The organism is Pantoea sp. UBA5035, from assembly GCF_002415245.1.
Taxonomy (GTDB): Bacteria; Pseudomonadota; Gammaproteobacteria; order Enterobacterales; family Enterobacteriaceae; genus Pantoea; species Pantoea septica.
In genome coordinates this window covers 143,686-164,857 of record NZ_DICD01000011.1, presented here as the reverse complement: position 1 = coordinate 164,857, position 21,172 = coordinate 143,686, and the positions used below count along the sequence as shown (strand labels likewise).

The window sequence follows — 21,172 nt, the reverse complement described above, 5'->3', positions numbered from 1 at the left end:
CTGATGGCTGATATCGCCGCCATTTTTCACTGGCCCCTTTCTGAAATGAACGACCTGCCGCTGGCCGACCTGCTCGACTGGCGGCATAAAGCCCTGATCCGCAGCGGAGCAAATACGGATGAGTGAAGACCTCAAACTGCAGGCGCTGCTGAAAGCGGTTAATCAGGCGCTGCGCCCGCTACAGAGCCTCCAGAACGAAACGCAAAACGTCGCCAGTTCGATTGCCGATACGCAACAGAGCCTGGCGGCGCTGCAGGCGCAGTCGGCGAAAATCGACGGCTTTCGCGCCGCCAGCCGCCAGCTGAGCGACACGCAGCAGCAGCTTAAACAGGCGAAGGCGGAAACAGCGGCGCTGGCGCTGGCAATGCGCGCCAGCGGTCAACCTGCGGAGCAGCAGAGCCGCGCGCTGGAGAAGGCGCGTCAGCATACCGCCGCGCTGCAAAGCCAGGCGCAGAGCCTGCGTCTGGCCGTGCAGCAGCAGCGCGCGAGCCTGAACGACGCGGGCATCTCCACGCGCAGCCTGAGCAGCGAACAGCTGCGGCTGAAAGCGGCCGCGGCGCAGACCAGCCAGCACCTTAGCGGTCAGCAGCAGCAGCTTCAGCGGCTGAACCAGCAGCAGGAGCGGCAAAACCAGACGGCGGAGCGCTACCGTAAAGGGCAGGCGCTGGCGGGCCAGATCCGCAGCGGCGGCGCAGCAGCGCTCGGCCTGGCGAAAACGGGCTTCACCGCCGGCGCCGCGCTGCTGCGTCCCGGCTACGAGCTGGCGCGCGCCGATGCCGCGCTGCTGCGTCCCGGCTACGAGCTGGCGCGCGCCGATGCCGCGCTGCAGGCCAAAACCGGCCTGCAGAAAGGATCGCCGCAGGCCGTCGCGCTGGATAAACAGGCGCGCAGCCTCAGCGTGCAGACCGGCGTTCCGGCGCAGGCGGTGGCGCAGACCCAGCTCGATATCGCCCAGGCGGGCGGCTCGGTCGACGACATCGCCTTCGCGACGCCGGTGGCGCTGAACATGGCGCAGGTCAACAGCCACTCGGCGGCGGACAACGCCGGTCTGCTTATGGACGCGAAAAGCGCGTTCGGTCTCGACAGCGGCGACATCGCCCACCTGGGCGATGTGATTAACGCCACCCTCGACCAGACCGGCATGAAGTTTGAGGATCTGAGCAGCGCGCTGGGCAGCGTCGCGCCGGTGGCGAAAAGCGCCGGCGTCGGCGTTGAGCAGACCTCCGCCATGCTGGGACTGCTGGCGCAAAATCACATTACCGGCGTGGCGGCGGGCGACGAGGTCGGGGCGATCCTGACGCGGCTGCAGACGCGCGAAGGCGAGGGCGCTATCGCCGCGCTTGGCGTGTCCACTCGCGACGAAAACGGCGACGCACGGCAGATCCTGCCGCTGCTGAAAGATATCCAGGCCGCGTTCGCCAGCAAGGGGATGGATGCGGCGCAGCAGACCGACGCGCTGAAGAGCATCGTCGGCGCGAAGGCAGCCTCGTCAGCCTCGCTGCTGACGCGGGGCGCCGCCAGCGGCGAGCTGGAGACGCTCACCGCATCGGTACAACACGCCGACGGCGGGACGGCGCGAATGGCGCAGGCGCAGCAGGACAGCCTCGGCGGGGATCTGCAAAAGCTGGACGCCTCCAGGGCGGCTATCGGCGTTGACCTTTTTGCGCCGCTCGACGGCCCTTTGCGCACGCTGACGCAGGAGGCGACGCAGTTCCTGCAGACCATCGATCAGTGGCTGCAGGATAACCCAACGCTGGCGAGCGGCATCGCAACGGCGGCGGCGGTGGCGCTGACCTTTGTCGGCGCGCTGGGCGCTATCGGCATGGCGGTCTGGCCGGTGGTCAGCGGCGTTGGCGCCATTATGGCCGGGGTGGAGATCCTCGGTGGCCTGTTCACTGTAGTGGGCGGCGCGATCGTCACCGCCATCGGCGCTATCACGCTGCCGGTCGTGGCTATCGTTGCGGCCATCGTCGGCGGCGCGCTGCTGATCCGTCAGTACTGGGAGCCCATCAGCGCCTTTATTAGCGGCGTCGCGCAGGGGTTCTCCGCGGCGATGGGGCCGATCGGCGACGCCTTTGCGCCGCTGCAGCCGGTGTTCGCCTGGGTGACGGACAAGATTAAGTCGGTGTGGAACGGCTTTACGCAGCTGCTGGAGCCGGTGAAAGCGACCCAGGAGCAGCTGGCCGCCGCCGGCGATATGGGGAAAAGCTTCGGCAATATGCTCGCCGAGGCGCTAAAGATCCCCGGCCACGCGCTGGACCAGCTCACCAGCGGTATCGACTGGGTGCTGAACAAGCTCGGCATCGCCAGCAGTAAAAGCAAACAGCTGAAGGCGGATCTGCCGCCAGACGCGGCGCCCGTCGAGAACGCCGCCGCCAGCGAGCTGCAACCTAACCTGCTGACCGGCGGCCCGAGCTACCGGCCGGTAGTCGCGCCCGCCGCAGGCAGCATGACGCAGCAGAACGCCTACACCAGCAATATCACGGTGAATGCGCCAGCCGGCATGGATGCTCATGAGATTGGACGGGTTGTGCAGCAGCATTTTGCTCAGCAGCAGTTTGAGCAGCAAAACCGGCAGCGCAGCGCCATGACAGGAGGATTTTATCCATGATGATGATCTACGGCATGCTGCCCTTTATGCGGCAGACGCTGCCCTATAACCAGCTGATACACAGCAGCGGCTGGAACTGGGCCAGCAACAGCCGCGTCGGCATGCGCGCCGCAGCGCAGTTTACCGGCAAAGGCAGCGACAAAATCTCCCTGAGCGGCGAGCTGCGCCCCGAGCTGACCGGCGGTCCGGTTAAGGCGCAGGCGTTTCAGCTGCTGGCTGACGAAGGACGCGCCTGGCCGCTGATCGGCGGCGACGGCACCATCTACGGCATGTATGTCATCGAGAGCTTTAAGACCACGCACAGCGACTTCTACGCCGACGGCAGCGCGCGCGTGATTGCCTTTACCCTCGACCTGCTGCGCGTCGACGAGTCGCTGGTCTCAATGTTCGGCGACCTGAAAGCGCAGGGCAGCGCGCTGTGGGCGAAGGCGGAAGCGGCGGCGGGCAACCTCTCGTCAGGCATGGCGGCGGGAGGCTTCTCACTGTGAGCGAACTCGGCGCGATGGCGATTAAGGCGGGCAGCCGGCCGGCACCCGATTTTATGCTGTGGATCGGCAGCAAGGATGTGACGCCCAATCTGCGCGATCGGCTGATCTCACTGACGCTTACCGATAATCGCGGCTTCGAAGCGGATACGCTTAACCTTGCTCTGGACGACAGCGACGGCCTGCTGCAGCTGCCGCAGCGCGGCACGGTCGTATCGCTGTTCCTGGGCTGGGTTGGCCAGCTGCACAACAAGGGCGACTTTACGGTCGATCAGGTGAGCCACGGCGGCGCGCCCGATGTGCTGACCATTGTGGCGCGCAGCGTCGATTTTCGCGGGGAGCTGGGCAAGGCGCGTGACCTCTCTTATCACGACGCCACGCTGGGCAGCATCGTGACGCAGATAGCCCAGCGCTGCGGGCTGATTTTGCAGATGGCGGAAGGGTTCGCCGGGATCAAGATCGATCATATCGATCAGACCCACGAAACCGATCCCAGCTTTGTCACTCGCCTGGCGCAACGCTATGGCGCGGTCGCGGTTATCAAAGCGGGGCGGCTGCTTTTTTTGCGGCCCGGCAGCGGCCAGTTAGCCAGCGGCGGCGCGATACCCACGGTGACGCTGACGCGCCAGGATGGCGATAAACACAATTTTACTGTTGCCGATCGCACCACTTATAGCGGCGTGCAGGCGCGATGGCTCTCAACAAAAGAGGCGAAAACGCATGTGGTGCAGATGCAGCGCAAGGCAAAGGCCACGAACGAGGCTGCGGTTGCCCATCCTGATGCGCAAAGCGCGCCGCGGCTAACGGGTCAGCAGGAAGGGGATTATCTTTCCGGTGCGAAAGAGAGCCTGCTGGTGCTGCCAGACGTCTTCAACAGCGAAGAGGCGGCGATTCAGGCGGCGCAGGCGAAGTGGAACGAGAAACAGCGCGGCGCGGCTCACTTTACCTTTCAGCTGGCGAGCGGGCGTGCGGATCTCTATCCTGAAACACCGGTCAGGGTCAGCGGCTTTAAAGCGGTGATTGACGCCAGCGCCTGGGTGATCAGCAAGGTGACGCATAATCTGAACGTTAAAGAGGGATTTACCACGACGCTGGAGCTGGAGAACGATATCACGGATGTGGAATATGAGAGAATTAACTAACTAATAGTTAATTAATTTGCTTTTTGTGAGTTATGTGGGTGATAATCATCGCGTCAACTACTGAGGAACTCACAAATGATGCATTGCCCGCTGTGTCAGAGCGCTGCCCACACGCGCAGTAGCCGTTACATCTCTAACGAGACCAAAGAGCGCTACAACCAGTGCCAGAACATCAACTGCAGCTGCACCTTTAAGACGCACGAGAGCGTGACCGGCATGATCGTGACGCCGGGTAAAATCGAAAAGGTGGAGATAGCGAAGAAGCAGGCTGAGGTTCGTGCCTGAGTGTTTAAGCGTTTGAAAAGCAAAGCCCGCGTAAGCGGGTTTTTTATGGCGGCAGCGCCGCCTCTTGGAGTTCTGGCGATAAGTGTACGGTGGTGGGGGGCTTGTAGTGCTGGAAGTGCTGGCGATAACTGATTCGAATACATTATAACGTGTATGCAACTTGGAGTTCGAGTTCGGTCAATTGGCGCAGATTTCACGACTAAAAACAATCAATAACGAGCTAAAGTTAGTGATTAGCGGGCTAATGATAGTCTTACTATTATATGCTGCACTCAACCGTGCATAGCTTGAGTGAGGAAGGAAACTTTTTTCGTATCTGCGAAATAAAAAATATCTGGCTCATACATTTTTTTCTCTAGTTATAAATGCTGCGATACTGTTTAAATTAACAGTAAAATTTGGAAGGGATGACGGCTCAGGAATCAAGCCAGAGGCATAAAAAATGGCGTGCACGCAGTTTATTGCGGAGGTTTCGCTGATTGCTAACTGCAAGCTGTCTGGCCTGAAACTGGCACTCACCAATATTGCCGCATTGGAAACTCAGAAACTCGGCAGGATTCTGCTAAAGAAATACTATACCCTATTGAATAAGGAGATTGTGATGCAAATTGAAATCATGCAGAAATTAAGCCAGGCGTTAGTCAAGGCTATGCAGGCAGAGATTCATAGCCGGGATCATTATCATATATCCCGCCACTACCTTTCGCGTCCATCCGGGAAGCGTGTCCTGGATTGAAATGCAGTGGTTCAGCATATACAAAGATAAACAACGCATTAGCGAAATCATCCAGAATTTCTGGAAAAATGACAAGTGGTATATTGAGAGAACCCGGTGGCTGCTAAAACTTGCTTTTCGCGCCTACTGGGTTGAGCAACAAGCCTGCGAGGCGTCAGATTATGGATGGCAAAGATAATAGCTATCAGATCATTTACCGGGGCGTCTACGTCGGATATTTTTTTTCCCGAAGGATGATTTTTTCAACGATGAAAAACTGCGGCTGTTCTTAATTAGGTCGGCGAAGTTCATAGGCGCGTAGTTGAGCTGCCTTTTGATTCCTTGACCATAGCAATATCATAAACTTTCTTTTCAAAATGCATGAGTAGCGTTGTCTAAATGTTTTTGTTTAGCGGTTATAGCATGTCACCAAGATTTATTAAAAATTTAAACTATCTGCCTGAATTTTCAAGCTAATAAGTGCTAAATATATGGGAATGAGAACTATTTACCATAAAAGGGATAATATATTTAACCCTATTGCTAGTATGCAAATTATGATAAAAAATATTCTTTCGGCGTCAATAATTCGACAGAGGATGTTTCGATGAATCAAATTAAATCAATGAATATCAATAAGTTACTTTTAGATGTAGACAACTCTCGCTTTCCTGTATCGGCTGAAAACCAACGCGACGCTATAGCTAAAATGTTAGAGTTGCAGTACGACCGCATCTACCGATTGGCCAAGGATATCGTTGCAAAAGGCTTGGACCCATCTGAGAATGTTTTGGTTTATCCTAGTGAAGATGAAGATGGTTTCTATGTGGTAGCAGAAGGCAATCGACGAGTTACTGCACTCAAGTTGTTGTTATCCCCTAAACTCGCGCCCAATGAAAAAGCAAGGAAGGCTTTCGAAAAGCTTAAAATCACTCAATCCAAAGATATAAAAATTATAGATAATTGTGTGGTTTTTGATAACGACGATTACGAACATTGGGTAAATTTAAAGCATACCGGCCAAAATGGAGGAGTAGGAAGGGTTGAGTGGACAGCACCTGAAAAAGCCAGGCATATGGCTAGAAATGGTAAACAGTCATTTGGGAATCAATTATTTACTTTTTTAGAGTTAAACTCTGATTATTTCAAAGAGATTTTAGAGAAAAAGAAAATATTAAGAATAACAAACATAACTCGCCTTTTTGGCGATCTCAAAGTCCGTGACTACTTCAATTTAAAAAGCATCAATGGCATATTATATTGTTTCCAATCTTATCAACGCTTTCAGTCTCAACTTAAAAATATTTTAACAGTTATGATTGAAGAGGATGAAAAGGGAAGGCCTTGCTTCACCGTAAATAGAATTCGAAGCCAAGATGATAGGGTCAATTTTATTATTGAACAAAGCATTAAAGCATCTGATATCGTTTTGAATAAACCTTGGAGTTTACTTGAATCTAATCCTGATTTTTCGACCGAACCAGTTGAAGAGGATTTCGAAGATGATAGTCCTGTAGATACAGATGATATTAAAAAAAGCAAGGGCCGCTCTTTTGTCCATCAAGAAGAAAAGAATGATGAGTCTTCTGAAGACAAAGATAAATCAAGAACTAAATTTGACGGAGATGCAGATGATAAGAAAAAAGGAAAGAATAAAGCCACTCCAAAAATTGATCGAAACAATTTAATACCATCTTATGTGAAACTTAATTTTAGGGGGCATAAAAAGTGCTCTCGTATTTTTAATGAGCTCAAAAGCCATTTAACCTTTGATTCTACTCCTAACGCAATATCTATATTATTACATATATTTATCGACCTTTCTGTGACTACTTTTATAGAAGACAATCAAATTGGTCAAAAAGATACAAACAGGAATCCAGGCTTGCACGACAAAGTTATAATGTGCGCGAATTATCTTCGTGATGCAAAAAAAATGACAGGCAGTCAATGCACAGCAGTAATAACCTATTCAAGCCAAATCACTAAGCATAATGGCTCGTTACAGCAGTATGTTCATAATCCTCATCTGCTTTTATCCAAAGAGGCTGTCAATACTGAATGGGATAATTTTGAAGTTCTACTTAGCCTGATCTGGGGCGATTAAAATTAAGACAAATATAGACATGGATGTCTGTATTTTGATATAGTATGGGATCAGGCTTGAGAGGTAGACATGAAATTTTATACCCCATTACGATATCCCGGCGGCAAAGGAAAGTTATCTTATTTTTTAAAAGATGTCATTGAGCAAAACATGTTAAATGATGGAGCTTATGCTGAACCATATGCTGGAGGTGCTGGGGTAGCCTTAGAGCTGTTATTAGAAGAGTATGTCCGTAAGATTTATATCAATGATGCTGACTTTGCCGTCTATTCTTTTTGGTCATCAGTGGTCGATGATACTGAAAATCTTTGCAATTTGATCAGTACGGCCAAAATTAATATGGAAGAATGGTGCTTTCATCGGCATGTTATATCTAATCCTTCAGAGTTCTCAAAACTTGAAGTTGGTTTTTCTGCATTCTTCTTAAACAGGACCAATCGTTCTGGTATTTTAAAAGCAGGTGTAATCGGTGGAAAAGCACAAGATGGAAAATGGAAGATGGATGTGCGCTTTAATCGTGAGGATTTAATAACAAGAATTGAAAGTATAGCGAATTATAATCAAAGAATTATTGTTACTAATTTGGATGCGATAGATTTCCTTGAGGGATTAAATATCATGGATAGTCTTGGTAAGGCCGATAAAGATAAAATTCTTTTATATTTAGATCCTCCCTATTATGTTAAAGGTCAAGGTTTGTATCGTAATTTTTACGATCACGATGATCATGTGCTTGTCATGAAAAAACTTAAGGAAATAAACTTTCCAAACTGGCTTGTTTCTTACGATAATGCAGAGGAAATCAAAAATATCTATAGCAATTTTCCCCGAATTGAATATTCCTTACAATATACTGCACAACAGAAAAAGTCCGGAGAAGAAGTCATGATATTCTCGCCGAAAATTACAGTACCTGACACTCTTAAAGGTGTTTCAGTGCCAATCTCAGCTTGAGTAAAATAAACTACTTTCAAAAAGTGTTATATACACAATCCTGCAGACTACTCTTTTGATCTTGTGTGATTTCGCAAGCATATGCATGGAATGGCCTGTATTCAGATGATCCCCTCTTATCTCTGTAAGCCTTTACTAACGTGTTTTCGCTTACACCATGCACCTGCATGAAAACCATTACCTAAAGCGGGCACGCGTGGCGGAGGTACGAGCGCGCTGTGGGGTGCTGGTGGTCAAACTCTGCGGCGCAATTTCCGGGCCGCTGGCGTGTCGGTACTGCGGGACCAATGCAAGACCGTAAAAAAAAGCGCCCCGCTGGATGCTGGTAAGGCGCTCTGGTGAAGGGGGGTGATGAGATGTCAGGTGGGGTGGGTGTCTTCGGCCAAGTCAAAGATATAAAGCGTGAATGTGATCACCTCTTCACCCAGCCATGCATTCCGCTCTTCGAAGTGTTTTTACAGCGGCATCAGTTCATTGCGCACGAACACCCGGATGACTCTTTCTCTACGTAATCGAACCCGCCGGTGTTGTTCGGGACAATGCCCATCATCTGCGGCGGCCCCCGGTGCGTGGCCAGCATGTCATCGCGTGACTCATTTTTGATTTTCAGGAACTCATTCTTTGCCGCCACCAGTGGGAACGCCTGCAGCGCAGTGTAGCGACGTTCTCAATTCAGCTGGTGAAAAAACGCGTGGAGCTCTATACAGAAATGCCGGTGAAGGTCAGCGGCTTTAGGCAGCAGATAGATGCAGGAGAATGGATCATTATAACATCGACGCCCAGACTGAGCGCTAATAACGGATTTACTACCAGTATCGAGCTTGAAGTGAAAATAGACTCATTTGAAATTGATTAGTGACATCTCATAATTTTTTGATTAAGTATAGTTTATCTCAGTTGAGTTTTGGAGACGATGCTATGATGAATTGCCCTTTGTGCGGGAACGCCGCACATACCCGCAGCAGCTTTCAGGTATCAGCAACAACCAAAGAACGATATAACCAGTGCCAGAACATCAATTGCAGTTGTACGTTTAAATCTCATGAAACCGTGTCAGAGATCATTATGAAGCAGGTAGCGTTAAACCTGTGCCGCCGCATTCGGGAAGAAACCAGCAGCAACCATTGTGGCTTTGATTGCTGACATATCAAGTATGAAGCCCGTATTGCACGGGCTATGATTTTACATCTATTCTTTACTCTTTACTGTCAAAAATATTTTGCCAAATTTTAAGTTTCTTTTGCATCGACATCGAAATGAAATCTCTATAAATCCTTCTATGAGGTGGCAAAGTGGATTGTTTTAAAAGTTGAGGAAATTTTCATAAACGATTTTCTAGAACTTCTGACGTATCTTCAATAACAGGGAGTCTATTAAATTCAACAATTAGCTTCCCATTAACAACACTATAGTGAGCTGCATTAAATAATATATTTTTAGGGAAGGGGTGTAATGCATTTGGATTATGGTAAACAATTAAGCCTTCATCCCAACTTTCTGTATAATTTTTTGTTGGGATTATCCTTGTGATGGATTCTATTTCCCATGTTTTTTCGTTTGGAGTTTTTATTGTTCTCTTTATTTTATATTTTGTACTATTGAATTTATCTTTTAATCCCATTCTGTTGAATTTTTCAATGTCGCTAGCAGGTGAGAATATCACGGCACTGATGTTTTCTGATTCCGGAAAGTTGAAGAAACCTGAAGCGACTTCTTTTGTTCCCCAGACATGAAAATCAATATCTATGCGGTTTTCAACTCCATTCTCTGCAATTTTTTGCTGAAACCCATATAGATATAAAGGTAAGGCATCATGACTTATGTTGCCAGCGCCTTTAAATTGACAGTCAGCTATAGCAATAGCAAACGGCTTGCCTGAAACATGCTCTTGCTTCCAATATTTTTTTTTGAGCTTAGCAAGCAGTGGGCCAGAATAACGTGTAGGGAAATAATTAATTAATAAGTTGTTGTACTCTTCGATGTTAGAAATATCAATTTCAGGCATAGGAATGGGGTTGCCTCCCCGATCTATTGGACGGTTGATTGTCGTTGCTTCGATTGCGAAAGGAATAGATATTAATCCATTAATGAAATGGAGATTAAAGTCAGGAGCATTATAAGAACTATCAAAAACACAATCATTTTCTGTGAAGATGCAAAAGAGAAGAAGTTCCCATATCCTTTGGTTAAAACCTGTTGTCTGAAATTGCTCAACAAAGTTTCCATCAATATCAACATACCATCTCATTAGTGGTTCAATTATGTTTTTTGCTGCTGAGTAATTTGATGAGTTAATCAGCAATAAAAAATCTGAGTTGATGTTTTTCTTTTTTGTTTCAATAAAAAAGTCCATGGTTTCTTTAGTTTCGTCACCCTGAATCCCCAGTTCATCAGCAGATGGATGCAGTTCTTCTATTTTTTTTATTAGTTCTTTTTTTGTCTTATTTCTGTCCTCACCAAATTTTGTCATGCTAATAAAGCGATATCTTTTATTAAGGTCTCGAGAGAATATCAAACCTAAATAATCACTGTCTATTGTGTCAATCAATAAAGCACCTAAAACCTTCATGTCATGTGTTTCAAACCATTCAAGCTCTTTTGAATGTGATTTGACTTGGGGATTTCTCGCGTATGTAGCTAAAGCATTAAATCTAGATAAAGCTATTGGTTTGATTACGTTAGATTTCATATGAGGCCCATTGTTTTATACTAAATAGTCAGATAGCACGCGACCTTGCGCTCAAATATATTTCTCAGAACTACGGATTAAAGCGTTCATGAATAATACATGTAGTTACGTCATGGGTTGATTAAAATTTCGATACTAGGCTCACAATGATATGAACGCAGTATCCTTTAACAATCTGTTCGCCATTAAGGTTATGAAAATTTGAAAAGTAAAACCTGTTTTTGAACTAGTGACGGTGGTCAGTGTAAGACGGTTTGTAGAAAAACTGCTGTCATTTTGCTGCCAAGCAGTTTTTTGGCTACAAAAAAAGCCGCTGGAAAAGCGGCTTAAATGAATGATTTTAATCATTAAATTTGGTGGCCCCTGCTGGGTTTGAACCAGCGACCAAGCGATTATGAGAACTATGCGAAGCAACGGAAAAACAATAGTTTGCGTTTAAAATCAGGAACATATTGTGACAATGATAGCCTCTATTTGCCATCATTAACCATCTCTACCGCCACTTTACCGCCACTTGTAGCCAGCGGGTTTAGCTTTGCAGCCTCTTCTAAATGGTCTGGCGCGAAGTGGGCATAGCGCATTGTCATTTTGATATCTGTATGCCCTAAAACGCGCTGTAAAACTAAAAGATTTCCGCCGTTCATCATAAAGTGACTTGCAAAAGTATGGCGTAAAACATGCGTAAGCTGGCCTGCAGGTAACTCAATTCCCGTTCTTTCTAATGCTGAGCGAAATGCGCCGTAACAATCTAAGAATATTCTGCCGGTCTTATTATCAGGGATGATTTTATAAATATCCTCAGTGATGGGGACTGTCCTGTTTTTTCGACCCTTAGTTTTTGTAAAGGTGATTTTGTATTTAGTGATCTGACTTCTTCTCAGGCCCTCGGCTTCAGACCAGCGCGCGCCAGTTGCGAGGCAAATTTTTACCAAAGCTTCTAATTCTTTGTATTCGCTCTTTTTGCATTCAGACAACAAGCAATTAATCTGCTCATGAGTCAGCCAAGCCATTTCGGATTCTTCGGTGCGGAATGGCCGAACGTGTTTTAGAGGATTATCACCTTTCCATTCACCTAACCGGCTTAGCTCGTTAAACACGGCTCGGAAATAGGCTAGCTCTAAATTAAGCGTGCGCGGCGAAACTTCGGTTACACGATTTGAGCGAGCAAAATCACCTTTCAATCTGCGCTCACGATAGCGAGAAAACATCTGCGCATCGAAATCTTTAGCCAGTGGTTCACCCATACATTCAAAGGCGTGATTCATGGCTTTCTGTCGCTTTTCACCATCCTTTAAGGTGATCCCGTGCGCACCATACCAAGCTGTGATCAGGTCTTTAAGGGTGCGACGGTCTTCTTTTTCCTCATGCCAAGGCTGCTGAACCTTATGCTGCTCGTAGGCGATTGCCTCACCTTTGGTGGCGAATTTGGTGCGGGTGCGCTTGCCGTTGTGGTAAATCTCACAGAGCCAGCCGCCAGAGGGCAATTTCCTAACTGACATTAGGCAACCTCGCAATAAATACCGACAATGCGGCCCAGTTGCTTGATCTCATCAATGCCGCATTCAAAAGGGACTTTGCCGCCTGCTACATGCAGTCGCTTGCCGGGCAGCACCGTAAGCTCTCTTAAGCTCACCGCGCCTTCAACATCTACAAGCCAGCTACCATCAGCTAAAGGTGCATCTTGTTCAACGATATAGCTTTTGCCTTCATTTCTGACGCACATGGCATTCTTCAAGGTCTTACCGAAAAGTTCCTGGCCGACCGTCAGGATCCCATTTTCTGAAAGCCTGCCTTCACTTAATGTGAACATCTGAAGCTGGACAGATGAAGCTGAGCGATCGTCGTTTCTCTGCGGGCCTTCCCCGGTCAGAATCCATTTGAGGTTGACGCCAGTTTCTAGAGCGCAATGGGCTGCGAAATCATAGGAAATATTGCCGCGCGAATAGCGGTTTTGCAGCGTGCTTGCAGCGATATCAAAGTGGTTTGCGAGCTGAATTTTTTGGTTGAACCCATACACCTGGCAAATCCTGTCTAAAACTTCCTCGTTAGAAATCTGGCTTTCAAAGTCCATAAATGGAGTTTCCATGTTGACCAATGCCAAAATTGGCATTAGGATTCGTTTTGTTGGTGGCATCCGATGGCAAACGTTGGCAAACAGATGGCAATCGGTGTCTTAAACTTTCAAATAAGGAATCATGCAATATGGCTTCTGAAATCGCAATCATCAAAGTTCCCGCGCCGATCGTCACTGCCGAGCAGTTTGCCGAGCTGGAAGGCGTATCCCGTCGCACTGTTTATCGCTGGACTACCGGCGACAACCCGCAACTGCCTATCGAGCCGCGCACCATCCGCAAAGGTTGTAAGAAAGTAGGCGGGCCGATCCGTATCTATTACGCACGCTGGAAAGAAGAGCAGTTGCGTAAGGCGTTCGGGCATTCCCGTTTCCAGCTCATTATTGGCGGCTAATTCACATTAAGTGAATAGGGAGATTCGCACATGTTTGATTTTAAGACTTCCACCCATAACCACTATGACGACGCCTGCCGCAAGTTTGCACTCACGCACAACATGACGGAGCTGGCGCAGCGGGCAGGTATGAAAGTGCAGACCCTGCGCAACAAGCTTAACCCGGAGCAGGTGCATCAGCTGACCGTTCCTGAAGTGCTGTTGCTCACCGATCTGACAGAGGACGCCACGCTGATGGACGGCATGCTGGCGCAGCTGCAGTGTCTGCCGTGCGTGCCGGTTAATGAGCTGGCAAAAGAGAAGTTTCCGGCGTATGTGCTGAAGGCGACCGCCGAAGTCGGGCATATGGCCGCTAACGCCGCGAACCCGGAGCGCATTACGGCAACCTGCCGTCGCGGCATTCTTGAAGCTGCCAATACCGGGATCCGCTGCATGATGCTGGCCGCGCTGGCCGTGCAGAATCGCGTTCACTCTAACCCGACTTTAGCCTCAACCGTTGACGCTATCAGCGGGCTAGGTGCTTCGATTGGCATCAGCTGAGGGCGCACGATGATTTCATTTGCGGCACGCCTCAAGCGCCAGAGTCCGTCAATGTCATACGGACATGGCTGGATTATGGGCGAGAACGGTAAGCGCTGGCATCCGGTACTGAGCCAGCAGGTACAGGTAAAAGAGCAAAGAGGTAAAACATGGCTATCGAAGGCGATTCAATGCTGGTCGAGCTTACTGCCGGCCAACGGGTTTCGGCGCTGAATCACGTTGCCTTAATCCGCGCGCAGCTGATGGGCGGCAACTGTGAAAAAGACATGGCTCGCTTCTTTTCTGAAATGCGCGATGTGAAAGACAGTAATTATCAGGACAACAAGCGCGCACTGAGCGCGATTCTCTTCCTGGCAAACATCGGTAAAGACAGGCACGCCGCTGAATTTAGTGAACTGACTACTGATGAAAGAGCGGCGCTTATTCGTGCAATGAATCATCTAAAAGCAGTCGTGAGTTTATTTCCGAAGCGAATGGCTCTGCCTAATTAATTAACCCCAAGCAAATAAATGGCGTACACCCGCCGGGCATTCTTTTGCCTAAATTCTGGAGAAAGTGAAATGCGAAATATCGAGAAATTTAATTTTGATGCTGATACCGAGGCGCTGGCCGCAGTCATCACCAGGGCGCGCATTGAAGAGCGCAAAGACCGCGCGCTGGCCGTGTCTGAGCGCCTTGTTGAGCTGGCCTTGCACGTACATCAGCGAGGGCTTTCCGGCATCGAAGCTGCCGACCTGATCCGCCGCGAGGCAGAGCGTTATCAGAACGAATCACAGGAGCTGCACTAATGGCCGATTCAATGGACATGGCGCAGGCACGCGCCGAAGAGCTGCTGGCACGTAACATCGCCAGCGTAGTTAACCGCCCGGTCAGCGTTGCGGCTTCATTCTGCGAAGACTGTGACGCCCCGATCCCGGAACAGCGCCGCCGCGCCGTGCGTGGCGTTACCCGGTGCGTCAGCTGTCAGGACATGGCTGAACGGTACGCGAAAGTTTCAAAAGGCGGTGCGGCATGAGCACCATCCTCAAATGGGCAGGCAGCAAGTCCCGCGTAATGCCGGAGCTGCTGACGCACCTGCCAGCAGGTGATCGGCTGGTCGAGCCCTTCGCCGGTTCCTGCGCGGTAATGATGAGCACCGATTACCCCTCCTATCTGGTTGCGGATATCAACCCCGACCTGATCAACCTGTACCGCCAGATAAAAGAGCACGCCCGCCCCTTTATCGTTGTGGCGGCCAGCCTGTTCAATCAGAACCAGACCGGGGAAAGCTATTACGCTGTACGGGAGGCGTTTAATCACAACCCGGCGCTGCCCCTGCTGGAGCGCGCCGCGCACTTCCTGTACCTGAACCGCAACGGCTATCGCGGCCTGTGCCGTTACAACCGTCGCGGCGAGTTCAATATCCCTTTCGGCAATTATGCAAAACCCTATTTTCCGCTGGCTGAGATTGAGGCATTCGCGGAAAAGGCGCAGCGTGCGACGTTTATCTGCGCTGACTTCCGCGAGACGCTGCGCCTGACTAAAGCTGGCGACGTGGTGTACTGCGATCCGCCGTATGACGGGACGTTTTCGGACTATCACTCGGCGGGCTTTGACAAGGATGAGCATCACGATCTTGTCAGCATGTTGCTCGGCGTCTCGGAGCGCTGTCCGGTTGTCGTTTCAAACAGCGATACCTTCTACACCCGCAGCATCCTGCGCGATTTCGACATTACCAAAATCAGCGTAGCCCGCTCGGTTGGCGTTGCCGCCGGTGAGGGCAAGCGAGCCTCGGAAATCATCGCCGTGCGCCGTCCGCAGGAGAGCGCAGTATTTGTCAGTGTTGATCCGGCGGCAGGCGCTGGCTGGTCTGCAGAAGTGCAGGCGGTTCAATGATTCAGGAATACGCTTACCCGTGGAATGCTCCACGGGAAGCCATCGCCAGCCCATATCCCACCTATGAGGAAATGCACAGCCGCAGTCAGATGATTGCGGCTTTGGCGCGTGCACAGGAGCTACTGGAAAAGCAGCCGACGCTGATCCAGCTCGACGTTAAGCGCCGCGTCAGCGAGCTTGAAAAGACCCAGGGCATTGCCCGTGCCAATGCGTACTTAGCAAAAACCTTTGTTGAGCGCACATTGCCACGCGTTGAATGCGTCAGTGAGCAGTACCGCCTCGGCGAAATGAGCAGCGGCACGTTTAACCTGCTTGCAGGCAATGCCGCGCAACAGACTGGCGCGGCCAGCGCGGCCGGCACGCTGTGGGAGCTGATGCGCCGCTTTAACCGCCTGCCGGATATGGCGCGCGCTGACGTCGATCTGCTGGCCGGGGATGTGGCTAATTTCATCCTGGCTGAATTAGTCCAGGCGCACGCGCAGGCCAGCGACGAGTCGGATTACCGGTATACGCACCGCGTTTACATGACCGCCGCCACTATCACCCGCGAGCTGAGCCAGACGCCGCCGCTGTGGGAAAAGGTCACGTCCCGCCTGTTCGACCCGGAGGAAGTGACCCCGGCGATCATGCGCATGCAGACCGAGAAGTGGTGGAAAGGCCGCCTGCGCCGCGTCGCCGCGTCATGGCGTGAGCATCTGCAGATCGCCCTGGCTAACGTCAGCAAAAAGCATACCCCCTACGCCAGCAGCATGACCGTCTCCGAGTGGCGCGAGCAGAAGCGCCGCACCCGTGAGTTTCTGAAAGGCATGGAGCTGGAAGACGAGGAAGGCAACCGCATCAGCCTGATCGAGAAGTACGACGGCAGCGTAGCCAACCCGGCGATCCGCCGCTGCGAGCTGATGACCCGTATTCGCGGCTTCGAAAACATCTGCAACGAGATGGGCTTTATCGGCGAGTTCTACACGCTGACCGCCCCGGCGCGCTATCACGCCACAATCAAAAGCGGTCATCGCAACCGCAAATGGAACGGCGCCAGCCCTGCCGACACTCAGCGCTATCTCTGCAGCGTCTGGCAAAAAATTCGCGCCAAGCTGCACCGTGAGGAAATCCGTATCTTCGGGATCCGCGTTGCCGAGCCTCATCACGACGCGACCCCGCACTGGCACATGCTGATGTTCATGCGTCCCGAACAGGTTGAGCGCGTGCGCGAGATTATGCGCGACTACGCATGGCAGGAAGACAGTAGCGAGCTGACGACCGACAAGGCCCGCAAGGCCCGCTTTCATGCGGAGGCTATCGACCCGGAGAAGGGTAGCGCGACGGGCTACGTCGCTAAGTACATTTCCAAAAATATCGACGGCTACGCGCTGGACGGCGAGACGGACGACGAAAGCGGCAAAGACCTGAAGGAAACCGCCTCGGCCGTTTCCGCCTGGGCGGCCCGCTGGCACATCCGGCAATTCCAGTTTGTGGGCGGCGCGCCGGTGACGGTTTACCGCGAGCTGCGCCGCATGGCAGACAGCGATACCGCACACGGCCTCAGCGTTGAGTTTGCGGCCGCGCATGACGCCGCCGACGCGGGAGACTGGGCAGGATACGTTAACGCACAAGGCGGCCCGTTCGTGCGCCGCGACGAGCTGGCCGTGCGCACCTGGTATCAGGCCAGCGAAGACGTGAACGAGTACGGCGAGGAAACCGTGCGCATTAAGGGCGTTTATGCAACTGAAGTTGGCGAAGATACGCCGATCCTCACCCGTCTCGCACAGTGGAAGATTGTGCCGAAACGTGCCGTTGATTTGGGTTTTGAATTTAAGGACGCGTCCGCGTCCTCTCGGAGTTCTGTCAATAACTGTACGGGGGGATTGAGATCTGAGGATTCGAACCCGCCGGAAAGTTTCGACAATATCGACCTGGACGGCATGAGCAGAAGAGAACGGCGGCAGCTGCTGAGCCGGATCAGGGCGCAGGAGCCAGAAAAGCGTCACCTGCAGCTGAGGCGGTCGGACAAAATCGAGGCCGCGTGCGATAACGTGATAGGCCAGGTGAAGGATTTATGCGGTGAAACCATCAGCCGCGGGCTGGCCGTGCGCCTGATTGGTGGCACGCAGACCAAAATCGGCGGCCGCCTGTTCCGCAGCTCGGCTTATGGCGACCTGTTCCGGCCAAAAGTTAAGGCCGATAAGGCAGGAATATTAGAAAGATTTAACAGACTCGCCGAATTGGTCAGGTCTAACAAAGCCTGATTGAAGGGGTGTTTTGGTAAAGCATTGACAAAAGTTTGATGTAAATGCGGTTTTAGGCGACAGAGGTGAGAAATCAATAAAACACATCTATATCAGGTAGATAAAAAGTGCTTTTTAGTGAGACATTTTTCTTTCGAAGATTCTGGAGCCTGTGCTACTGTATAAATAGACAGTATATTTATAGGGGAGGGCGCATGGATAACGTTTTAAAAGAGCGGGTAATGCTTGAGCGTGTAGAGCTGATAGCGAGGCTTACATCAGAAGGGATCTGCAGAGAGCGGGATAGAGTGATTGCTTTAAATCTCATTGCTGAGATAGCGCGGAACACCTCGATAACTAACAAGCAGTTTTCGGTGGTGTTTTCGGCCGTGCCGTTTGAAGAATAACGAGCGAGATTACGACTGTATGCGAATAGAAATCATGCTCGATAAAAATCAAAAGATAAGCCAGCCAGTAATAGATGCTTTTGATGCAGAGGTTAGCCGCCGCGTTTGCGCTCTTTTCCCCGACGCCGAGGTGCAAGTGCGCCAAGGTAATCATACAAGAATAGAAATGCCGGACTTAAAGCTCGATGAGGACAGAAGACGCGTGAGCGAGCTGTTGCAGAACGTGTGGGAAGATGAAAGCTGGCTGATAGAGATAACTCTGCCAACGTCAAAAGCTTGATTTTGGCGGCGGCAGAGTTGAACAACGAGCATTGCGAGGCGTTAGGCTATGGCTAAAAGTGCAGATAAATTCAAAATCGTGCATCGTGGCGAGTCGCTAACTTATTACACGCCGGGCGAATGGGTCTTTTTTCAAAGATCCAAAGAAAGCGGCGGCGGGTACTGGCTCGGCCGGACATACGATTTTGTTTTCATCATTGAGTTGCCTCAGCCCGTTTCGCTTCACCAGGGTATCCTTTTTCTAAATAGCCTGGAGCCAAAGAGCACCTTTAAGCCGGTGTCGGCAGACGATTTTAAGCTGCAGTGAGCTATGCATGCATAACGTGCATGGATCTGCATGCGATTACCACAGCTGAAAACATGCGACGGGGCCAGTGCTGGCCTCGTTTTTTTTGTCTGATGCAACTGCATTAAAAGCGATGCACAAAGCGGGCAGGCGTGGCGGGGATAGCATTGCGCGCGAGGGGTGCAAACATGTATGCGGAGGATGCGCCAGCGCCACGGAGGCGGGCGCAGCGGTTGCGGGCAAATCACAGGGGGGCGAAACGGGAAAAGCCCGCACAATGCGTCTGAGCGCGCGTGCATTTTGGTTGAAATCAAGGCGTCGACATCTGTATATAAAAACAGTATTGTGCTAAAGTCATACCGGTTGGGATTTATCCTGGTTGAATGTAAAATGACGGCCCTCAATTTCAGATGAAGCATGCAGGGACGTCTAATGCCATATGATTTCATTCAGATAACACCCGTAGCTAACGACATTGAGCAGTTAGGGACAAAAGAGAAGTTTTGGTTCCCTTACGGCGATGAAAATAATCCGTGGCTGTTCAAATACTCACGAGAAAATACGGGTGAGCATTGGTCTGAAAAATGTGCGGCAGAGTTGTGTCATTTATTAGGTATCCCGCATGCTGAGTATGAACTGGCGCAAGCACATGGCCGACTCGGAATCATGTCGCCAAACATGATTCCTAAGCAGTTTCGTATGGTGATGGGAAATGAGGTATTACATAGTACTTCGACCGATTATCCTCAACCCATACAGGACGACGAGAAGCCTGTTCGTGTAAGGGAGCATACCGTCAGCAGAGTTCTGGCTTGCTTAGATAGGGATGCAGTAAAGCCTCCCGTTAGCCCTTATGATCTTGCCGGTCTTAATGCTGCTGATGTTTTTTGCGGTTATCTTATGCTCGATACATTGATAAGTAACCAAGACAGGCATCATGAAAATTGGGCTATCATGCTCAATAATGAAACTGGAGAACAATTCTTATGTCCTACATACGATCATGCAGCCAGTTTAGGTAGAGAGATGGTTGACGCTGAGCGTCAAGAACGACTTAGCAGTCGCGATAAAAACCGTCAGATACCCTGTTTTGTCAGGAAAGCAAGGTCTGAACTTTTCAAAATAAAAACAGACAAAAGACCGCTGCTTACCATTGATGCATACAGGCAATCTGTCGTTGGCAGAGAAGCAGCTAGCCAACACTGGGTTTCTCGGCTGCACAGTTTGTCGGAAGAATCCATAGCTAAGGTTTTCAACGACGTGCCTTCAGAATGCATTTCTGAAAGTGCCCGAGAGTTTGCTGCCTTGATGGTTGTGGAAAACAGAAGAAGGCTTTTAGAAGATGAATAACACTAACTCAGTTTATGTTGCCTGGCAGGAACCAGATACTCGCGCCTGGCATGTTGTGGGTAATTTGCAAGCGCGTAAATCGGGTTATGTCTTCAAATATACAAAAGGGGCGCTATCATCGCCTAAATTCACTAAATTTAGCGGGATGAAAGATGTAAGCGAGACCTATGTATCAGAGGAACTATTCCCTTTGTTCAAAAACCGCCTGCTTTCTCCAAGACGACCAGAGTATCCTCGCTTCATGTCATGGTTAGGTTTTGAGGATGAAAAAGCTAAGCCCATTGATATTTTGGCCCGCACGGGTGGCATGCGAAGCACCGACAATCTGCAAATCTTTAAAAAAATCGAACTAGAAGAAGACGGCAGCTTTGAGCACTGTTTCTTCCTTCATGGCCTTGGTTATCTTACCGACAGTGCGAACGAACGAGTTTCTAAATTGAAACCGGGTGAGATGCTGAAACTGAGTTTAGATCTGCAAAACGCTTTTGATTCTGAAGCCGTAGTGGTTCGAGCTGATCAACCTGCTGAGATTGTAGGATATTGCCCGAGATACTTTGCCAAATTAATCAAAAGCCTGCTGCTTAATGACCCTCAGTCAGTGTCGCTTGCGGTTGAGAAAATTAGCAACGATGCACCGCATAACTATCGTTTGTTGTGCAAGATTTCCGGGTATGCGTCTACTTCTCAGAGAGAGCTTTTTAGTCTGCACAATGAGTTTGATGTGATTGACTAAAGTTGAAGGGTTCACCAGATGGTGAA

25 protein-coding genes and 3 pseudogenes are annotated in these 21,172 nt (G+C 50.3%); 24 read left to right on the top strand and 4 right to left on the bottom strand.

Going from position 1 to position 21,172, the window contains the following annotated elements; translation table 11 throughout:
- Positions 1 to 3: 3 nt before the first annotated feature.
- From B3229_RS08335 to B3229_RS08300, 9 genes are all read left to right on the top strand, one after another.
- Entirely contained in the window at positions 4 to 126 is a 123-nt protein-coding gene (locus B3229_RS08335; protein WP_053092219.1) for a GpE family phage tail protein, read from the top strand.
- On the top strand, positions 119 to 2,611 hold the full coding sequence (locus B3229_RS08330) for a phage tail tape measure protein (protein ID WP_286870335.1): 2,493 nt from the start codon (positions 119 to 121) through the stop codon (positions 2,609 to 2,611). Before B3229_RS08335 ends, B3229_RS08330 begins: the two co-directional genes overlap by 8 nt.
- Positions 2,608 to 3,099 (top strand): phage tail protein, encoded by a 492-nt coding sequence (locus B3229_RS08325; RefSeq protein ID WP_286870334.1) that lies wholly within the window; start codon positions 2,608 to 2,610, stop codon positions 3,097 to 3,099. Before B3229_RS08330 ends, B3229_RS08325 begins: the two co-directional genes overlap by 4 nt.
- Positions 3,100 to 3,113: 14 nt before the next feature.
- The gene (locus tag B3229_RS08320) at positions 3,114 to 4,238 is read left to right on the top strand and encodes a contractile injection system protein, VgrG/Pvc8 family (protein ID WP_286870407.1); all 1,125 of its coding nucleotides are present in this window, start codon (positions 3,114 to 3,116) and stop codon (positions 4,236 to 4,238) included.
- Positions 4,239 to 4,313: 75 nt separating this feature from the next.
- Positions 4,314 to 4,523: an ogr/Delta-like zinc finger family protein gene (locus B3229_RS08315; RefSeq protein ID WP_286870333.1), complete on the top strand. Its 210-nt coding sequence runs from the start codon at positions 4,314 to 4,316 to the stop codon at positions 4,521 to 4,523.
- A gap of 442 nt (positions 4,524 to 4,965) precedes the next feature.
- Positions 4,966 to 5,259 carry a hypothetical protein gene (locus B3229_RS08310; RefSeq protein ID WP_286870413.1) on the top strand — a complete coding sequence of 98 codons (294 nt, stop codon included), beginning with the start codon at positions 4,966 to 4,968 and terminating at the stop codon, positions 5,257 to 5,259.
- Between the two features lies 1 nt (position 5,260).
- Positions 5,261 to 5,437: a hypothetical protein gene (locus B3229_RS21280; RefSeq protein WP_376747179.1), complete on the top strand. Its 177-nt coding sequence runs from the start codon at positions 5,261 to 5,263 to the stop codon at positions 5,435 to 5,437.
- Between the two features lie 408 nt (positions 5,438 to 5,845).
- Positions 5,846 to 7,345, top strand: a complete 1,500-nt coding sequence (locus tag B3229_RS08305; RefSeq protein ID WP_286870332.1) for a hypothetical protein — start codon at positions 5,846 to 5,848, stop codon at positions 7,343 to 7,345.
- A 69-nt stretch (positions 7,346 to 7,414) separates the two neighbouring features.
- Positions 7,415 to 8,299 (top strand): DNA adenine methylase, encoded by an 885-nt coding sequence (locus B3229_RS08300; protein ID WP_286870331.1) that lies wholly within the window; start codon positions 7,415 to 7,417, stop codon positions 8,297 to 8,299.
- A gap of 359 nt (positions 8,300 to 8,658) precedes the next feature.
- On the opposite strand, the pseudogene B3229_RS08295 reads toward B3229_RS08300, so the two are convergent.
- Positions 8,659 to 8,948, bottom strand: a pseudogene (locus tag B3229_RS08295) (capsid portal protein); the annotation flags it as partial.
- On the opposite strand from B3229_RS08295, the pseudogene B3229_RS08290 reads away from it, so the two are divergent.
- A pseudogene (locus tag B3229_RS08290) lies at positions 8,931 to 9,155 on the top strand (hypothetical protein); the annotation flags it as partial. The pseudogenes B3229_RS08295 and B3229_RS08290 overlap by 18 nt on opposite strands.
- A gap of 62 nt (positions 9,156 to 9,217) precedes the next feature.
- Positions 9,218 to 9,435: pseudogene (locus B3229_RS21275) on the top strand (ogr/Delta-like zinc finger family protein).
- 185 nt (positions 9,436 to 9,620) lie between these two features.
- On the opposite strand, the gene B3229_RS08280 reads toward B3229_RS21275, so the two are convergent.
- The 3 genes from B3229_RS08280 to B3229_RS08270 form a co-directional block, all read right to left on the bottom strand.
- Complete coding sequence (locus tag B3229_RS08280) at positions 9,621 to 10,988, bottom strand: hypothetical protein (RefSeq protein ID WP_286870330.1); 1,368 nt, start codon at positions 10,986 to 10,988, stop codon at positions 9,621 to 9,623.
- A 470-nt stretch (positions 10,989 to 11,458) separates the two neighbouring features.
- Positions 11,459 to 12,487 carry a phage integrase gene (locus B3229_RS08275; protein WP_286870329.1) on the bottom strand — a complete coding sequence of 343 codons (1,029 nt, stop codon included), beginning with the start codon at positions 12,485 to 12,487 and terminating at the stop codon, positions 11,459 to 11,461.
- Complete coding sequence (locus B3229_RS08270; RefSeq protein ID WP_286870406.1) at positions 12,487 to 13,059, bottom strand: phage repressor protein CI; 573 nt, start codon at positions 13,057 to 13,059, stop codon at positions 12,487 to 12,489. The genes B3229_RS08275 and B3229_RS08270 overlap by 1 nt, the downstream gene beginning before the upstream one ends.
- Before the next feature lie 131 nt (positions 13,060 to 13,190).
- On the opposite strand from B3229_RS08270, the gene B3229_RS08265 reads away from it, so the two are divergent.
- The 13 genes from B3229_RS08265 (at position 13,191) to B3229_RS08205 (ending at position 21,146) form a co-directional block, all read left to right on the top strand.
- The gene (locus B3229_RS08265; protein WP_286870328.1) at positions 13,191 to 13,454 is read left to right on the top strand and encodes a hypothetical protein; all 264 of its coding nucleotides are present in this window, start codon (positions 13,191 to 13,193) and stop codon (positions 13,452 to 13,454) included.
- A gap of 30 nt (positions 13,455 to 13,484) precedes the next feature.
- Positions 13,485 to 13,994, top strand: coding sequence for a phage regulatory CII family protein (locus B3229_RS08260; RefSeq protein ID WP_286870327.1), 510 nt, complete (start codon positions 13,485 to 13,487; stop codon positions 13,992 to 13,994).
- A 9-nt stretch (positions 13,995 to 14,003) separates the two neighbouring features.
- Positions 14,004 to 14,207 (top strand): phage filamentation protein Fil family protein, encoded by a 204-nt coding sequence (locus B3229_RS08255; RefSeq protein ID WP_239315399.1) that lies wholly within the window; start codon positions 14,004 to 14,006, stop codon positions 14,205 to 14,207.
- Complete coding sequence (locus B3229_RS08250) at positions 14,144 to 14,485, top strand: DUF5347 family protein (RefSeq protein ID WP_286870326.1); 342 nt, start codon at positions 14,144 to 14,146, stop codon at positions 14,483 to 14,485. Before B3229_RS08255 ends, B3229_RS08250 begins: the two co-directional genes overlap by 64 nt.
- A 69-nt stretch (positions 14,486 to 14,554) precedes the next feature.
- On the top strand, positions 14,555 to 14,782 hold the full coding sequence (locus B3229_RS08245) for a DUF2732 domain-containing protein (RefSeq protein ID WP_286870325.1): 228 nt from the start codon (positions 14,555 to 14,557) through the stop codon (positions 14,780 to 14,782).
- Positions 14,782 to 15,009, top strand: coding sequence for a TraR/DksA family transcriptional regulator (locus B3229_RS08240; protein WP_286870324.1), 228 nt, complete (start codon positions 14,782 to 14,784; stop codon positions 15,007 to 15,009). The genes B3229_RS08245 and B3229_RS08240 overlap by 1 nt, the downstream gene beginning before the upstream one ends.
- The gene (locus tag B3229_RS08235) at positions 15,006 to 15,869 is read left to right on the top strand and encodes a DNA adenine methylase (protein ID WP_286870323.1); all 864 of its coding nucleotides are present in this window, start codon (positions 15,006 to 15,008) and stop codon (positions 15,867 to 15,869) included. Before B3229_RS08240 ends, B3229_RS08235 begins: the two co-directional genes overlap by 4 nt.
- Positions 15,866 to 18,112 carry a replication endonuclease gene (locus tag B3229_RS08230; protein WP_286870322.1) on the top strand — a complete coding sequence of 749 codons (2,247 nt, stop codon included), beginning with the start codon at positions 15,866 to 15,868 and terminating at the stop codon, positions 18,110 to 18,112. The genes B3229_RS08235 and B3229_RS08230 overlap by 4 nt, the downstream gene beginning before the upstream one ends.
- A 194-nt stretch (positions 18,113 to 18,306) precedes the next feature.
- Positions 18,307 to 18,498, top strand: a complete 192-nt coding sequence (locus B3229_RS08225; protein ID WP_033755131.1) for a hypothetical protein — start codon at positions 18,307 to 18,309, stop codon at positions 18,496 to 18,498.
- A gap of 19 nt (positions 18,499 to 18,517) precedes the next feature.
- Positions 18,518 to 18,778 carry a DinI-like family protein gene (locus B3229_RS08220; protein ID WP_286870321.1) on the top strand — a complete coding sequence of 87 codons (261 nt, stop codon included), beginning with the start codon at positions 18,518 to 18,520 and terminating at the stop codon, positions 18,776 to 18,778.
- A gap of 48 nt (positions 18,779 to 18,826) precedes the next feature.
- Complete coding sequence (locus B3229_RS08215; RefSeq protein ID WP_286870320.1) at positions 18,827 to 19,084, top strand: hypothetical protein; 258 nt, start codon at positions 18,827 to 18,829, stop codon at positions 19,082 to 19,084.
- Between the two features lie 411 nt (positions 19,085 to 19,495).
- Positions 19,496 to 20,413, top strand: coding sequence for a hypothetical protein (locus B3229_RS08210; protein ID WP_286870319.1), 918 nt, complete (start codon positions 19,496 to 19,498; stop codon positions 20,411 to 20,413).
- On the top strand, positions 20,406 to 21,146 hold the full coding sequence (locus B3229_RS08205; protein ID WP_286870318.1) for an HIRAN domain-containing protein: 741 nt from the start codon (positions 20,406 to 20,408) through the stop codon (positions 21,144 to 21,146). Before B3229_RS08210 ends, B3229_RS08205 begins: the two co-directional genes overlap by 8 nt.
- Positions 21,147 to 21,172: the final 26 nt, after the last annotated feature.